The following is a 14,578-nucleotide window of genomic DNA, read 5'->3' as shown; positions in this document are numbered from 1 at the left end:
GGTGATTAATCTCTCCACGCTGTTAGGTAGTGAGGTAGGACAGCTGAGTTGGAAAGTGTGTTGATGTCTTCGAATTCTGAATAAAGTTGATTTTTACCAAAATAGGTGGCGGCGTGCACTCTCTCAGCGGTTAGATATTTGGTAGGAACTAAAATGGTGTCCACAGCTTGGAGCTTAGATTTTAGAACGGCTGATGTATATATATAGGGATGCGCAGCGATCCACCAGCCCCATTCACCAAATGAGGGTACGTGGTCGTGAATAGGCAGAGTACTCAAACCGGCTTTTTCCATGGTGCGACCAATGCAAAGAAAAGCTTCTTTAGCTTGGTATGGCGATGTGGATTGTTGGATGATTATGCCATCAGCAGCGAGTTTGTTTTTAAGTTCGCCATAAAAATGGAGGCTATAGAGTTTCGCTAGTTCTGGGCCGGAGGGATCAGGGAAGTCGAGGATGATGATGTCGAACAGGCCTGAGGCTGTACGAATATATTTTGAGGCATCGATATTACGAACTGAGAGTTTTACTTGAGAAGTTTCAGTATGTCTGATCCGCCGCTGTGCTGGCTGAGTGAGAGTCTTTCCTTCCGAAGAATGGATTCCGCTAGCAGGTGGGTTAGTGAGGCGATGATTACTGAGGCTATAGTCGTTGAGCTTACTAAGTATTGTGTGATTTTTCGCGAGGTCCGTCATTGCTGGATCTAGGTCGACGAGGACAATTTCTTCAACGTGTGGATACTTAAGAACCTCTCTTGCGGCCATGCCGTCACCACCACCGAGTATGAGTACGCGTTTGGCTGATTGGTTGATGAGAAATGCGGGGTGCACGAGCTGTTCATGGTAAATGTGTTCATCGTTAGCTGAAAACTGGATGTGACCATTGATGTAACAACGAAGGTTACCTGTGAGGCTTTCAGTCAGGACTATGTGCTGGTATTGGCTGGTATGGGTGAAAATCACCCTATCTTGATAGAGGTTTTGCTCGGCGTGGATAGACCATTGGTTTGAACGAAGAAATCCGGTGGTTACGAGAGCGAGTGAACCTATAGATGCGATAAGAGGTAGAAAGCTCGCTTTCGATTTAAAAAAGAACCAGCAGAGGAGAGCTGTAAAGATACTGATATAGGCTAGAATGTATGCTGTTTCGTGTAGTGTGAAAAATTTGGGCAATAAAAAGACCCAGAGTAGAGCACCAATAAGAGCCCCTATGTAATCCATTTTTAAAACATTGGCTAAATTGGTTCTGATACTATCCGAATAGGCTTCGTTTAGTCTAGAAATGAGAGGGATTTCAAAACCTATGAGAATACCTATGACACTGATGAGTGAATATTGAACTAGGGCGAAATGGTAGGGGAAGTATGAAAAAGCGAGGAGCATTAAGAGCGGTCCAAAACCACCAAGGATAGCAAGTAAAAGCTGTGAATAGACGAGGCTATTAAGTAAATTTTTATTACTAATCCATTTTTGAATATGCGCACCCATGCCCATGCAGAATAACATGACGGCAATGACGATAGCCCATTGTTGAACCGAGTTCCCTATTAAATCGGCAGCTATTTTTGAGAAGGTATACTCATATGCAAGTCCACAGCCACCCATGACAAAGATAACAATGCCTAGCACTAGGCTAGATTGACGTTGGCTATGTTCAGTAAATTGACTCATTTAGTTAGATGTGAGGTCATCATAAATACTGCTCTAACAAAATTATAAAAGTGAGGCTAATTTGTATGAGGTGAGTTTTGATCAAAGCTGAGTGTGGAATAGTGTTATGACACAGAACTACTAGAACTAGTAGCTTACTAAAGTTGTGTGAAATATTACGGTTGAAGCATCGGTATAAAAATCACTTACTGTTGTTAACACATTATATTCACCACATATGATACACCACTTTTTTAGATTTAGCCCTATTTTACTAGCTGTTTCGTCACTACAAATGGCATCGGCTGAGACGTCGAAGTACCCCCACGTGGCTGTGGAAGATTTCCAACTCCCAGATGACCTTGAGGTTACAGTGTGGGCCAAGTCTCCGCTGTTTTTCAACCCAACCAATATGGATGTGGATTATCAAGGTCGCATCTGGGTGAATGAGGGTCGCGCTTACCGAGCATTTCGTAACAAGTTTGCAGCTCCCTATGTGAAGAAAGGCGACCGGATCATGGTTCTTTCAGATACCAACCAAGATGGTAAAGCGGACAAGAGTCACGTTTTTGTACAGGATCCGCAGCTTATTGCTCCACTTGGAATTGCTGTTATCGACAATAAGGTAGTAGTCTCACAGCCTCCTTCGATTATCGTGTACCATGATATAAATCGCGATGCAGTTTTTGATCCTAAAGTAGATAAAAAAGAAGAATTACTCACTGGCTTTGGAGGGCGCGATCACGATCACTCACTTCACGCAGTGACTACTGGCCCTAGTGGACAATGGTATTTTAACTCAGGAAATGCTGGTACGCATGTAGTTAAGGACAAAGACGGCTTCACGATCAGTGTGGGCAGTTCCTATAAAGGGGGAGCTCCTTCAGTCACTAAGAAGGGGCCTAACCAAGGTGGAAAGCCAGGCTTAGTTAGTGATGATGGTCATGTGTATGTCGGTGCAGTAGCACTTAGAATGAATCCAGATGGTACAGGCTTGAGAGTGATCGGTCATAACATGCGTAATAGTTATGAAGAGACGGTGACATCGTTTGGTGATGTATTTCAAAATGACAACGATGATCCACCGGCGTGCCGAGTCACATGGTTGATGGAGTATGGTAACTTAGGTTTTTCATCTGATGACGGAACACGCACATGGTTGAGTGAGCGTCGCCCAGGGCAACGTATGTCGTCTGCACACTGGAGACAGGATGATCCAGGGAAAATCCCTGCGGGTGACATCTATGGTAATGGTTCACCAACGGGGATCTGTTTTTATGAAAATGGAGCTCTTGGCAAAAAGTGGGAAGGACTACTACTCTCTGGTGAGGCCGCTCGTAATGTTATCTTCGGCTATTTTCCGAAGGTTCAAGGAGCTGGCTATGCACTCGATCGCTTCAACTTCCTAGGCATTAAGGAATCATCATTGTCCGGTAATAAGGAAGTGAGCCCGAATAATTTCAGACCATCTGATGTCACTGTCGGTGCTGATGGCTGTATTTATGTCGCTGACTGGTTTGATCCAGGTGTTGGTGGTCATAAAATGGCTGACCAAGATCTAGCGGGAACTATTTATCGAATTGCACCGAAGGGTCAGAACCCTGAGACTCCAAAGATTGATCTGGATACACTTGAAGGCCAGTTGAAAGCTCTGAAGAGTCCAGCACTTAATGTACGAAACCTTGGTTTCACGCGTCTCAAGGAAAGAGGAGATGCTGCTGTCCCAGCAGTGAAATCCATGCTTAGCGAAGAGTCTGATTTTTTCAAAGCTCGCGGCATTTGGCTGCTCGCTCAGATGGGAGATAATGGTATTTCTGAGGTGAAGAATTTCCTTAAGAACACCAAGGACTCACAACTCAAGATTACTTGTTTCAGAGCACTTCGATTCATTGATTATAATGTGCTAGAGTTTGCTAAATATTTCGCAAATGATGAATCATCAGCAGTCAGAAGAGAAGTAGCACTTTCATTGAGAGATCGTAGCTGGCAGGAAGCTGGAAGTGTGCTTTATGAGCTTGCTGTGCAGTATGACGGTAAAGACCGTTGGTATCTCGAGTCGATAGGAACCGCTGCTACAGGTAAGGAAGTTGAACTCTACCAAGAGCTAGTAAAACGTTTCGATACTTCTGACCCTGTCAATTGGTCAGTTCCTATGGCGCGTCTAGCATGGAGATTACACGTTGATGCTGCGGCAGAGGCCTTCCAAGCTCGTGCGATGGATGAAGCTTTGTCCTTAGCTATGCGTAAAGAAATGCTTACAGCTCTCGGTTACATCGAGACTGAACAAGCGGCTTTAGCTATGGTTGCTCTTGCTGAGGGTGGACCAAAGGATACTCAGGAGCTTTCTAGATGGTGGCTGCATAGCCTCAGCACTGGGAAGTGGAGTCAGTATACAGGTCAGATGAAAGGTCTTAATAAGAAGCTCAACGCGCTTTCAGATAAAGAGAACTATATTGTGCCTATTGATGGGCCAGCTATCACTCAGCCAAGTGTCGAGGAAGTTCTCAAGCTCACAGGTGATGTGGCAAAAGGTAAGACGACGATTACTCGTTGTTGGATGTGTCACCAGATTGATGGTCAGGGTATCGAGTTCGGTCCAACACTGACTGAATGGGGTATAGGAAGATCAGTTGAAGCAATCGCGGATGCGATCATCAATCCTAGTGAAGGTGTGGCTCACGGTTTCGATGGAACTATTGTTAAGATGAAGTCAGGCAACACGATCCAAGGGATAAGTCTTTCTGGTGGTGGCAAGGCTAAGAAACTTGTTGTTCGCGTGATGGGCGGCAAAGAAGTGGAAATTAACGATAAGGGTATCGCTGGGCGTGAAGAGATGGAGAGATCCCTCATGCTCTCAGCTGGTCAGCTAGGGCTCAGTTCACAAGATGTTGCAGACGTTGCCGCTTACTTACGTGAACTTGGTAAGCAAAAGGCGAATGCAGGAAACCAGTAAACTAGCACATTAAAACATTTTCACCCTAGCTCTGCAGATTGCGGAGTTAGGGTATTTTTTTTGCTAGGGAGCTTGATCCTATTAGTAGCGTGGAATGCTTGGATCTATTTCGAGCGACCAGTGCTCGATGCCGCCGCGCATGGAGTAGGTGTGGGTGTAGCCTTGTTCACGAAGGTAGAACACTGCATTGAGCGAGCGCACCCCGTGGTGGCAATAGATGATAGCTGGGGTGTCCTTGTTGGCGAACTCAGCCTCAGCGGTCCCCGTGAAGTTTGAGAGTGGGACTAAATGTGAGCCTTCAATTCTGCAAAATGCATACTCGTTGAGCTCACGGCAATCGATGAGTAATGGGGGCGTGTCGCTAGTGAGTAATTCCCTGCATTGAGCTACATTGAGTTCATTAGTGAAGGCGGGGTCGGGTAGCATTATTCTACAATGACAGGTGTGCCATTTTTTGAGTTATCGAAATAGATTCTAGCCATTTCCTCAGGAAGTCGAACACAGCCATGAGATGCAGGGTATCCTGGGAGGAAACCCGCATGCATGCCGATGGCATTATTAAAGCGCAAGAAATAGGGCATAGGCGCGTGGATGAATTCTTCTCCTGCACCAGCTTTGTGCTTACGAGTATCGGCATCACTGATGACAGTATGACCCGAAGCTTTGTTTTTGATCACACCATAAAGGCTTGATGTATGATCGATTGATTTCTGAGTAACTTTAAAGCTGCCGGTAGGTGTCCCATATCCATCAGAGCCCGTTGATATAGGTGCCACGCCTACGAGAGTGTCACCTTTATAAAAATAGGCGCGTTGGTCGTTTAGGTTAATACGGATTTTTGATGATCCTGTTACCCCTTCGTCATCCCAATAACCACGGGGTGCCGCTTGTCCATTGTGTGTAAGAGGTGTTTGTCCAGGGCGAGTTTGCTCAAAACCACTGAGGTAACTATTTCCTCCGTAGATGGATGAGCTTCCATAGTATGAATCATATGGATTACTGCAGCTATTTAAAAATAGGGCACTTAGCGATACGCTAAAGATTGAAAGGAGAGGTTTCATAAAGTGAACTTGTTAGGACTATGAGAGAGCTGGAGCTTTGGGTCAAGAAGCCTCTTAATATAACCTTATGAGCAATGAGATCGTTTTTTCTTCCGATCTTTATTCATCGAACAGAATGAATCTTTTATTCTTGGGGCGTGACAGCCGCGCTATTCTTACCTATTTGTTGTGCAGATTTATCATGCAACGTATCGCCAAAAAAATCACACGATTATTACCCCTCCTTGTGGCTTCTATCAGCTTAGTAAGCTGTGCTTCGAAAGAGGACACCACCACGGAAGAAGTCGCTGCTACCGGGATGAGTGTGAATAGTGGCTATGGAAACTCTAGTGTTCGTGGGCCAGTTCCACAAAACCCTAATGTGCGACTACCTTCTGATATCTCAGGGAGTAGTTCAGTTAGTATATCGAGTGGGGACAGATCCCAGAAGAATATAGCCCTTACATTCGATGATGGTCCGCACCCCGTCAACACTCCACGCTTATTAGACATTTTACGTCGCCGCAATGTGAAGGCTACTTTTTACGTGATTGGAAATTTAGTGGAGCGTTATCCTCACATTGCACAGCGCATTGTAGCAGAAGGGCATGAAATTGGAAATCACACATGGAACCATCCTAATCTGCAAAAATTAGGAGAAAGCCAAGTACGTAGCGAGCTAGATAAGACTCGCGATGTTATTGTTAAAGCGTGTGGTGTACAACCACGTACGATGCGCCCGCCTTATGGGTCACTATCTACTTCTCAACGCAATTGGATCTATCGTGACTATGGCTACCCAACGGTGATGTGGGACGTGGATCCGCTCGATTGGAAAAAGCCTGGTTCTGGAGTTGTCGCGAGTCGCTTAATCAATGGGACGCGCAATGGCTCAATCTTGTTAGTTCATGATCTTCATGCTGGTTCAGTATCTGCAATGCCACAGACTATTGATACCCTCCTTCGTCAAGGCTACCAGTTTGTGACGGTTTCACAGTTGATAGCCGCCAAGGAAACTGTGGCAGTGAGATAAGCTAACAATGCTAGGGGAGGAATATCTCAAGACCCGGAATGGGTTGATAGAAATTATCCGTTATACGAGGGCGCTAGCTAAGCGCTCGAAAACGGAACTTGTGGAAGGCGAGGGAGAGCTTGAGATAGCACTTCAGCGTCCTTTTCGCTTTGTTGTTTTTGGTGATAGCTGTGGAAAGACTAGCTTTATAGAGCGTTTGGTTGAGCTGGAGCTTTCTGAAATCAAAGACCAAGAGAAGAATATATGTATTCTACGTGATGCAGGCTACCGGGTTTTTGAGAAGCTTGAAGATGTTTGTGAGAAGCGCTACATGCCGAGACTGAAGGGCTATGAAATTATCGAAGTCCGAGACATCCAGTCCGAAGAGGAGAGCGCTGCAGTAGATTTTTTATTAGAAGAAGCAGATTTTGTCTTTTGGCTCTTACCTGCAGATAACCCATGGTTAGCGAAAACTTGGGATATAATTGAGAGGACTCATGCCACATGTAGGCATAAGTGTGCGATAGTTCTCCATCAATCCGACCTTCGATCAGTCGCAGATATTCCAATGCTGTTAGGTCATGTCAATGATCTGGTGAAACAGCGCGTGAATAATCAAATCCCAATGCTTGCAGCATCGTCTAAAACGGGACTGGGATTAGACGAAATTCGAGCGCGCGTGAGCTACACATTGGATCGTTGTATTGATAGACGCAGGGGGTTACGAGGAGTCTACCAGCGAGTCTTCGAGTTGCTTACGCGAACTGAAGGGAATATCGATGATCGCTCGCGCAATCTCTCTGGAGATCAGGAGTATCTTCAATCGATTGAAGCTCAGATTGACCGCATGCGAGCTACTGAAGTACAGGAGGTCCTATCTAATATGGGGCAAATGGGAAAGCTACTCCAAGGTCAGCTCAAACGTATCATGCGCTTTACGGCGCTCCGCACAAATATGATTTCTAGTCAGATAGCCCTATTTGGAAAGGGAGATATGGCGATGAAAGTCGAGCGATACATGGTAGACCGAGTGTGTAAAGAAGCTGAGGTTTTTGCTGCGAATGAAGCAGAGAAAATGCGGATTCAGTGCCGTGAGAAATGGTATGAAATGAAGCCTCATCTCGAGGACCGGCTCGGGGTCAAGGTGGAGGGTTTCGATGAAGTTAGCTTTGACGTGCAAGAAGAAATTTTTTGCGAAGGTATGCGTAAAGCGATGCAGCAATCTTTACTTCAGCTTAAACTCAGAAGGTTTCTCGACGTGTTAGTAATGAAGCGACATAGGGTGATGAAAAAGCTTCTGACCTACTGTCTATTGTTTCTCTTTTTAGCGGGGTTGACCGGTTATGCTGGACCTGAAACTATGGGGGTTATCCCTATCGTTTTAGCGATAATCGGTGGGATTATCCTAGTCTCATCAGTTTTCTATGGTCATAAGACAGCGAAGTTGATGAATCGCTTGTTCCTTGAATCTCTTGAGGATGCAGCCCCCGCACTGCGCAAGACCATGCGCGATGGCTACGTCGATCGAGTCCGCGCATACTACCAGGGGTACGGCCCGATGTTTGAGACAATGCGTAGACATATCTCAGATGCTCGTGGTGAGCTACTCCCGCAACAAAAAGTCGCAGGTCAGCTCTTCTTGAGGCTCAAATCTCTGGAACAGGAAATTTAAAAATGGAGCTTAAGCTTCTGGTAGCTCAGGTAGTGCGGTGAGAAGTTCCTTGTAGCGTTCTACATCAAAGTCGCGTTTGTCGATGAACATACGGTTTGATTCATCGGCGAGACAAAGTGCGATCATTTTCAGCGCTTCTTCTTCGTCGATATCGTCGAATTCGATAATACGGTCATAAGCCAGTTTTACGTAAGGTGTGTCCTTTGAATTGAGTTGTTCTTGGATGGCGGGGACAAGTGAAGTGATGAGGTCAGTTTCTTCCATAATGATAGTGTGGTTTGAGTGTTAGACGATTTTGTTAGCTGGTGAGCCATCTAGAAAAGTTTTGATGTTATTGGTGACACCGTCGAGCAAGCGTATGCGTGACTCGAAGCTGCTCCAGGCTGTATGTGGAGTGATCGTGAGTTGTGGGTACTGGCAAGTGATGAGGGGATTGTCCGCAGCTGGCGGCTCGCTCGATAAAACATCAAGACCCGCTCCAGCTATTGTTCCATCAGTGAGCGCTTGTGCGAGAGCTGCTTCATCGATCAATGGGCCGCGGCCGGTATTTATGAGGTAAGCGCTGGATTTCATTTTAGCTAAACTTTCGGTATTGATACATTTTGCAGTCTCAGCGGTGAGCGGGCAGTGGAGGGAAATGAAATCGCTGTTCGGAAAGAAGGCACCGGCGCTGAGGCGCGGAAGCTCGGGCATTCTTTGATTCGAGGAACCTTCGCGTTCGAGGACCAAGACGCGCATGCCAAATGCGATGGCGAGTTTCGCGACTGCTTCGCCGATGGTGCCCATACCAATGATACCTAGCGTTTTGCCTTCGAGATCAAAGATAGGGTGGGCGAGGCTGGTGAAAATTGGGAAGTTTGGCCAGTCGCGGCTCTTCGCGTTGAACTGAGGGATCTGCGTGGCGAAATTTAAGATGAAGGTGAAGACGTGCTGGGCGACTGAGCGGGTGCTGTAGCCTGCTACATTGCTGACGGTGACGCCAGCTGTCTTTGCTGCATCGAGATCGATCTGATTGACGCCGGTGGCACAGGAAACGATGAGCTTGAGCTGTGGAGCGGCGGCAATGTTGGCGGCTGTCATCAGCGCTTTATTGGTGATGACAATGTCAGCGTCCACGATGCGCTCGGGTATTTCGCATTCGCTGGAGGCTGGGTAGCAAGTGAGTGTGCCGAATTCTTCAAGCACGCTGAGGTCAAGTTCCCCACTGTGGAGGGTGGAGGCATCTAGAAAGACAATCTTCATTGGCGGCAGTCTTGCTTACTTTTACTTGTCGGTGCAAGTGCTGATACCGATAAACTGGTACTTGTGTGGGGGTGAAAGCTGGGCTATGGGACTGGCATGAAGGCATTTCAGAAAGTGGCACTCGCGGCTTTAATCTTTACGCTGCTCCTTATGTTTGTAGGGGCTGTGGTTCGCGCTACTGGCGCAGGTATGGGGTGTCCAGACTGGCCGAAGTGCTGGGGCCAATACATTCCTCCGACTGCGGTAGAGCAGATCGATGCCGATACTTTACCGATCGAGCGCTACAAAGATAAAGCAGCGCGCCATGGGCGAAACCCAGATGAGGTGACGCGTGAGAATGTATTGGCGGAATTTAACCCAGTGCACACGTGGACGGAGTTTGTGAATCGCCTATGCTCCTTGCCGATTGGAGTTTTTACGATGCTAACACTAGGCATGTCATTTCGCTATTTGAAGAAGAAGCCAATCATTCCTGCATTGGCCGCTACTGCGACATTTTTAGTGGGGTTAAATGCATGGATGGGCGCGCGGATTGTTTATTCTGGCTTGCAGCCTGGCACCATCACCACGCACATGGCTTTGGCGATGATGTTGCTCGGCGTACAGGTGAGCATCGTTTGGTATGGGCGTGATGAGCCATGGAGAATCAAAACAAGTCACCTAGGGCGCAACTTAAAATGGTATGGTCTCATAGCATTTATCTTCATCATTGCTGAGGGTATGATGGGCTCACAGGTGCGTGAAATGACGGATGCGCTAAAGAAATCCCACGGCGATGCGCCACGCATAGAATGGAGTGCTGAGTTGGAGCAGACTTGGATGTACCTAGTGCATCGTAGCTTTTCGTGGGCAGTGCTTTTGACGACTTTGATGTTCTACTGGGTTGCTAGAAGCTGCCGGATTGGCGGAGCTGGCTGGCATGAAAAAGTGGTGCTCGGATTAGTAATCGCCCAGATGATATTAGGCCTGGTACTTTCACAAGTAGGAATTTTACGGGTGGTTCAGGTGCTACACATTGGCTTTTCTGCGGTGCTAGTGGCGGTCTTTTTCCACTGGTTATTAGCAGCCTTTGCTAGAGTTCCATCTCAGCGGGTATGAATGAGACTGAGAGGCACTGGAAGCGTACATTTTCCCTAGACCTGCTCCGAGCGATCCCGATGGGGATCTCTGAGACGGTGGCGTCTACCTTTGCCATGTTCGTGGCTGTAGCGCTGTTGGATGTTGGCAGCTTATCGAAATCGGCAATCATTGGCGGGCCCGCGTTGGGGATGCTCTTGAGTATGTTTTCGGTAGCGCTTGTGCGTCGTATAGGATTATCGGCTAACGTAGCGGCTGCAATCGGATGGACGGGTGCAGCACTAGGATACGGCTGCATCGCGCTTAGCCCACAGCATGACCAACTTTTTGTGGTGTGTATTGTATTTGCAACCTTGTCCCACACGGTGGTGTTACCACTGCAGGCGCAAATCTATCGGCAGCATTATTCGGATCGTGTTCGAGGACGTTTATTTTCAACTGTAGGTATGATACGGTCTGCAGCTGCGGCTGGCTTTGGTTTTTTCGCGGGAGCGTGGCTACTGCGACAAGGGGCGGATTACGCACCTTTATTCTGGGTGTTTTGTGCTGCGAACCTGCTTCAGGCCGCATTTACACTGGGGATGGACAGGGTGTATTTACGGAAGTCTCAGAAGCTTTCGCTACTCTCAGCATTTGCTCACCTGAAGGAGGATAAGGTTTTCAGAAAGTTGATAAGCTCATGGATGGTGCTGGGTTTCGGTAACTTGCTCTGCATGGCTTTGTTCGTAGAGTACATCACTAATCCAGAATATGGTTTTGGCTATGGGGCTGAAAATGTGAGTTTGATTACAACAACGGTACCGATGTCTATTTTCATTGTGTCGATTGTTATCTGGGGAGCCATTTATGATAAAATGGAGTTCTACAGACTTCGCGTGCTAGTGAACGTGTTCTTCTTCGCTGGCTTGCTCGTGTATTTTCTCGTTCCTAGCTTTTTAGGGTTGTGCATTGGCATGGCGCTACATGGCGTAGGTAAGAGTGGAGGGACTGTGTTATGGTCATTGTGGACCACCCGATTTGCACCCGCGGATAGAGTCTCCGAGTATATGTCCGTCCATACCTTTTTTACCGGTGTGAGGGGAATGATTGCTGCATTCCTCGCGTTTTCTATGGCTAGGTCTTTGGGGCCAGGAACTGTGGCTATTATTGGAGCTAGCTGTATTTTGATCGCTTCACTGATGCTGTTACCTGAGTTGAAAGCGAATTGGAAAAAAGCATGATGATTGCTTGAATGCACTCATTGATATAAGAAGACGCAATGCGATTTCTTATACTCTCTGTACCCTTATGTTTAATGAGTGTGAGCTGTGTGACTACCTTTCCGGGTGAGCCACATTCGGCGGTATCTGAATATAACTTTACTGATTCTGAGGAACACAAGCATGGTGAGTACCTTCACAGCCATACTGTAAACGCAGTAGACCGAGCGCATTTCCACCCGAATAAAAACTGGGAGGAAATACGGACTGTGGCCGAAGAAAAGAAGCGTCGGCTAGACCGGCATTATGCCCAACGTAGGATGAGCATGGTGTTGCGCCCTCGTCAGCACAGGCGCTAAGCTCTGTCTTCGAGAGTTTCGTCGTCAGCCTCGTCTGTCGGTTCGATAGGGATTTCTTCATCAAATGTCTGACCAGCTTCCAAGGCAGCAAGGCGCTGGCGCTCCTCATCATGGGAGACAATCTGTAGAGTGGCATTGATGCTGTCGCGGATGGCTGCAGCTTTGAGTACATTTCGGATGGCGCTGGCTGTGAATCCATTACGACCGATGAGTATGGCTACATCCGCTTTGTTGAGAACCAAGCGGAATCGAATGTGTTCATCGCTGACTTCAGCTACTTTTAGCTGCGCATCTTCAGGGTGACTGATGAATTGCAACGCGATAAACTGAAGGAAATTGCGAATCTGCTCCGTGGTTTCTTGCATGGTTTTTACCTTCTAACTAATCCTAGTGATTCTCAAGCGAAAATGTTATTCTAAGTCTTAAATTAGCTAGTTCTGGCACTGAATTCTTCTTGTAACTTGGGTAGTCAAGTTCAAGACTGCGCGCATGCGCTACGCAGAGAAACTTGCACAACGAATCAACGCTACTGGCTCACGCCTGTGTGTTGGGCTCGACCCACGTCCGGACGACTCCGGTGGTATCGAAGCTATTCCTGATTTGCTTAAAAAAGTTATCGATGAGACTTGGGAGCATGCCGCTGCATTTAAGCCAAATATGGCATATTTTGAGGCGATGGGTTTACGTGGTCTCGAGATTCTTGAGGAAATGTTAGGAAACATGCCGAAGGAGGTTCCGATCATTCTAGATGCTAAGCGCTCAGACATTGGAGAGACTCAGAAGTACTACGCGCGTTCTTATTTTGAGAACTGGAATGTCGACGCTGTGACGCTGAATCCATTTCTCGGTTACGACACGATGGAGCCATTTCTTGATTGGGAGGGCAAAGCTATCTATATTCTGGCGGTAACTTCGAACCCAGGTAGTGCAGACTTCCAACGCCAAATGGTGGGGGATCGCTATGTTTTCGAACTGGTACAGGATATCTGCAAACGCGCTAAAGCGGAGCAACGTAAGACGGATGTCGGCATGGTCGTTGGTTTAACCAATGCGAGTGAAGACGTGTTGAGTCGGATTGAAGATTTTCCATTATTGATTCCTGGGCTTGGAGCTCAGGGTGGTGACCTAGAAAATATGGCGGGTAAGGGGCGCACAGCTCCGGACACGATCAATGTTTCTCGCGGCATCATGTATAAGGAGATGGAGAAGAGCTACGGACAGAAAGCCAAGGAGTGGGCTGAGAAGATTGCGGCAGCGTATCCACCAGCCTAACAATCGATGCTGACAACTCTCCGGCTTATTGATTTCCGCTGCTTTGAGAACCTCAGTCTTGAGTTTTCTGAATGTGGGGGGATTTTTGTTGGTGACAATGCTCAGGGTAAAACCTCTATTTTAGAGGCCATTTGTGCACTCGTGCGCTTACAATCTCCGAGAGCCAAGACGATGCGGCCACTGGTGCGCTTCGAGTCTAGCTCATTGGGCATTGCCGGGGAGTGCTGGGAGCGTGATCTGACTCTTCGCTATGGCCGTGGAAATGCTCAACTCCAGATCGATGGTGAAACTATTGAGACGCAAAACCTGTATCTGCAGCAGAGTGGACTCATCGTGTGGATGGGAAATGAGGATGTGGATCTGATTCGCGGCAGTGGTGGTGGACGTAGGCATTATTTAGATTTTATATGCTCGCAGCTAGATGCTGGGTACCGACGGGCATTATCCCGCTACCGTCGAGCTCTCAAGGCTCGTAACATGCTGCTGAAAGATCGCGTGACTAGTGACGCGGAGCTGAATGCCTATGCTGAGGTGCTCATAGAAAATGGTGATTACCTAACCAAGGTTCGTGGAGAGATTCTTCTCCTGCTAGAGCCGCTTGCCAGCAGTGCTCAGCAACAGATTAGCGGGAAAGGTGAACAACTTCAGTTGGAGTATCAATCTGGTGGTACAGGGAACATGCGTGAAGCCTTAGCTGCCACTGCAGAAGCTGAACGCCGACAGCGTCAAACTCTGGCTGGTCCGCATCGCGATGATATTCGTATTACGATCAATAGCATGGCTGCAGCTGATTTTGCGAGTGAAGGGCAGCAACGAACGATAGCTTTGGCGCTGAAGCTCGCACAAGGATCAGCCATCCAGTCAGTTGCTGGGAGAGTTCCCGTGTATTTACTCGATGATATATTTGGGGAATTAGACCCTGACCGGAGGAATGCTCTGATGGAGTATTTACCAAAACATGCGCAAAAATTTATCACGACAACGAATGTGGATTGGCTGCATGGTGAGTGGACAGATTGGGATAGATATGAGGTAAACGATGGAGCTGTGAAAAGATTGCTCGCTGAATCGTAATTTGTTGGCCAAGATTAATTGCACTTTTTTTC

At 47.3% G+C, this 14,578-nt stretch carries 14 protein-coding genes; 8 read left to right on the top strand and 6 right to left on the bottom strand.

The genetic code is table 11. The features are described from left to right. Window positions 1–5 precede the first annotated feature (5 nt). Window positions 6–1,667, bottom strand: coding sequence for a polyamine aminopropyltransferase (locus ACSHX2_RS05525; protein ID WP_435691387.1), 1,662 nt, complete (start codon window positions 1,665–1,667; stop codon window positions 6–8). A 217-nt stretch (window positions 1,668–1,884) separates the two neighbouring features. Here ACSHX2_RS05525 and ACSHX2_RS05520 point away from each other — a divergent pair, with 217 nt between their 5' ends. Then, window positions 1,885–4,599 carry a PVC-type heme-binding CxxCH protein gene (locus tag ACSHX2_RS05520; RefSeq protein WP_435691385.1) on the top strand — a complete coding sequence of 905 codons (2,715 nt, stop codon included), beginning with the start codon at window positions 1,885–1,887 and terminating at the stop codon, window positions 4,597–4,599. An 81-nt stretch (window positions 4,600–4,680) separates the two neighbouring features. On the opposite strand, the gene ACSHX2_RS05515 is transcribed toward ACSHX2_RS05520, so the two are convergent. Then, window positions 4,681–5,025 (bottom strand): rhodanese-like domain-containing protein, encoded by a 345-nt coding sequence (locus ACSHX2_RS05515; RefSeq protein WP_435691383.1) that lies wholly within the window; start codon window positions 5,023–5,025, stop codon window positions 4,681–4,683. Next, complete coding sequence (locus ACSHX2_RS05510; RefSeq protein ID WP_435691381.1) at window positions 5,025–5,660, bottom strand: L,D-transpeptidase family protein; 636 nt, start codon at window positions 5,658–5,660, stop codon at window positions 5,025–5,027. The genes ACSHX2_RS05515 and ACSHX2_RS05510 overlap by 1 nt, the downstream gene beginning before the upstream one ends. A gap of 115 nt (window positions 5,661–5,775) precedes the next feature. On the opposite strand from ACSHX2_RS05510, the gene ACSHX2_RS05505 reads away from it, so the two are divergent. Next, on the top strand, window positions 5,776–6,672 hold the full coding sequence (locus ACSHX2_RS05505) for a polysaccharide deacetylase family protein (RefSeq protein WP_435691379.1): 897 nt from the start codon (window positions 5,776–5,778) through the stop codon (window positions 6,670–6,672). 7 nt (window positions 6,673–6,679) lie between these two features. Continuing rightward, on the top strand, window positions 6,680–8,323 hold the full coding sequence (locus ACSHX2_RS05500) for a GTPase domain-containing protein (protein WP_435691377.1): 1,644 nt from the start codon (window positions 6,680–6,682) through the stop codon (window positions 8,321–8,323). Window positions 8,324–8,332: 9 nt separating this feature from the next. Here ACSHX2_RS05500 and ACSHX2_RS05495 read toward each other — a convergent pair whose 3' ends face one another. Beyond that, on the bottom strand, window positions 8,333–8,587 hold the full coding sequence (locus tag ACSHX2_RS05495; RefSeq protein ID WP_435691375.1) for a hypothetical protein: 255 nt from the start codon (window positions 8,585–8,587) through the stop codon (window positions 8,333–8,335). A 21-nt stretch (window positions 8,588–8,608) separates the two neighbouring features. Continuing rightward, entirely contained in the window at window positions 8,609–9,565 is a 957-nt protein-coding gene (locus ACSHX2_RS05490) for a D-2-hydroxyacid dehydrogenase (RefSeq protein WP_435691373.1), read from the bottom strand. A 96-nt stretch (window positions 9,566–9,661) separates the two neighbouring features. On the opposite strand from ACSHX2_RS05490, the gene ACSHX2_RS05485 reads away from it, so the two are divergent. From ACSHX2_RS05485 to ACSHX2_RS05475, 3 genes are all read left to right on the top strand, one after another. Beyond that, entirely contained in the window at window positions 9,662–10,663 is a 1,002-nt protein-coding gene (locus ACSHX2_RS05485) for a COX15/CtaA family protein (RefSeq protein WP_435691371.1), read from the top strand. After that, window positions 10,660–11,862: an MFS transporter gene (locus ACSHX2_RS05480; RefSeq protein WP_435691369.1), complete on the top strand. Its 1,203-nt coding sequence runs from the start codon at window positions 10,660–10,662 to the stop codon at window positions 11,860–11,862. Before ACSHX2_RS05485 ends, ACSHX2_RS05480 begins: the two co-directional genes overlap by 4 nt. Window positions 11,863–11,951: 89 nt before the next feature. Next, window positions 11,952–12,200 (top strand): hypothetical protein, encoded by a 249-nt coding sequence (locus ACSHX2_RS05475; protein WP_435691368.1) that lies wholly within the window; start codon window positions 11,952–11,954, stop codon window positions 12,198–12,200. Here ACSHX2_RS05475 and ACSHX2_RS05470 read toward each other — a convergent pair. Then, entirely contained in the window at window positions 12,197–12,565 is a 369-nt protein-coding gene (locus tag ACSHX2_RS05470) for a KH domain-containing protein (protein WP_435691366.1), read from the bottom strand. The two genes, ACSHX2_RS05475 and ACSHX2_RS05470, sit on opposite strands and share 4 nt — an antisense overlap. A gap of 124 nt (window positions 12,566–12,689) precedes the next feature. On the opposite strand from ACSHX2_RS05470, the gene pyrF reads away from it, so the two are divergent. After that, on the top strand, window positions 12,690–13,472 hold the full coding sequence (pyrF, locus tag ACSHX2_RS05465; RefSeq protein WP_435691364.1) for an orotidine-5'-phosphate decarboxylase: 783 nt from the start codon (window positions 12,690–12,692) through the stop codon (window positions 13,470–13,472). A 6-nt stretch (window positions 13,473–13,478) separates the two neighbouring features. Next, a complete protein-coding gene (gene recF / locus ACSHX2_RS05460) occupies window positions 13,479–14,546 on the top strand; it encodes a DNA replication/repair protein RecF (protein WP_435691362.1) in 1,068 nt (355 codons plus the stop codon). Window positions 14,547–14,578 lie beyond the last annotated feature (32 nt).

The sequence above is a fragment of the Rubritalea sp. genome (assembly GCF_051252225.1).
In the GTDB taxonomy this organism is placed as follows: Bacteria; Verrucomicrobiota; Verrucomicrobiia; order Verrucomicrobiales; family Akkermansiaceae; genus Rubritalea.
The sequence above is the reverse complement of the archived record's forward strand: the minus strand, read 5'-3'. Positions and strand labels throughout refer to the sequence as shown.

Excerpts from the sequence above, each read along its gene's own strand:
- ACSHX2_RS05485 (WP_435691371.1), top strand. The coding sequence starts at position 9,662 with ATGAAGGCATTTCAGAAAGTGGCACTCGCGGCTTTAATCTTTACGCTG.
- ACSHX2_RS05505 (WP_435691379.1), top strand. The coding sequence starts at position 5,776 with ATGAATCTTTTATTCTTGGGGCGTGACAGCCGCGCTATTCTTACCTAT.
- ACSHX2_RS05495 (WP_435691375.1), bottom strand. The coding sequence starts at position 8,587 with ATGGAAGAAACTGACCTCATCACTTCACTTGTCCCCGCCATCCAAGAA.
- ACSHX2_RS05480 (WP_435691369.1), top strand. The coding sequence starts at position 10,660 with ATGAATGAGACTGAGAGGCACTGGAAGCGTACATTTTCCCTAGACCTG.
- ACSHX2_RS05470 (WP_435691366.1), bottom strand. The coding sequence starts at position 12,565 with ATGCAAGAAACCACGGAGCAGATTCGCAATTTCCTTCAGTTTATCGCG.
- ACSHX2_RS05490 (WP_435691373.1), bottom strand. The coding sequence starts at position 9,565 with ATGAAGATTGTCTTTCTAGATGCCTCCACCCTCCACAGTGGGGAACTT.
- pyrF (WP_435691364.1), top strand. The coding sequence starts at position 12,690 with ATGCGCTACGCAGAGAAACTTGCACAACGAATCAACGCTACTGGCTCA.
- ACSHX2_RS05520 (WP_435691385.1), top strand. The coding sequence starts at position 1,885 with ATGATACACCACTTTTTTAGATTTAGCCCTATTTTACTAGCTGTTTCG.
- ACSHX2_RS05510 (WP_435691381.1), bottom strand. The coding sequence starts at position 5,660 with ATGAAACCTCTCCTTTCAATCTTTAGCGTATCGCTAAGTGCCCTATTT.
- ACSHX2_RS05525 (WP_435691387.1), bottom strand. The coding sequence starts at position 1,667 with ATGAGTCAATTTACTGAACATAGCCAACGTCAATCTAGCCTAGTGCTA.
- recF (WP_435691362.1), top strand. The coding sequence starts at position 13,479 with ATGCTGACAACTCTCCGGCTTATTGATTTCCGCTGCTTTGAGAACCTC.
- ACSHX2_RS05515 (WP_435691383.1), bottom strand. The coding sequence starts at position 5,025 with ATGCTACCCGACCCCGCCTTCACTAATGAACTCAATGTAGCTCAATGC.
- ACSHX2_RS05500 (WP_435691377.1), top strand. The coding sequence starts at position 6,680 with ATGCTAGGGGAGGAATATCTCAAGACCCGGAATGGGTTGATAGAAATT.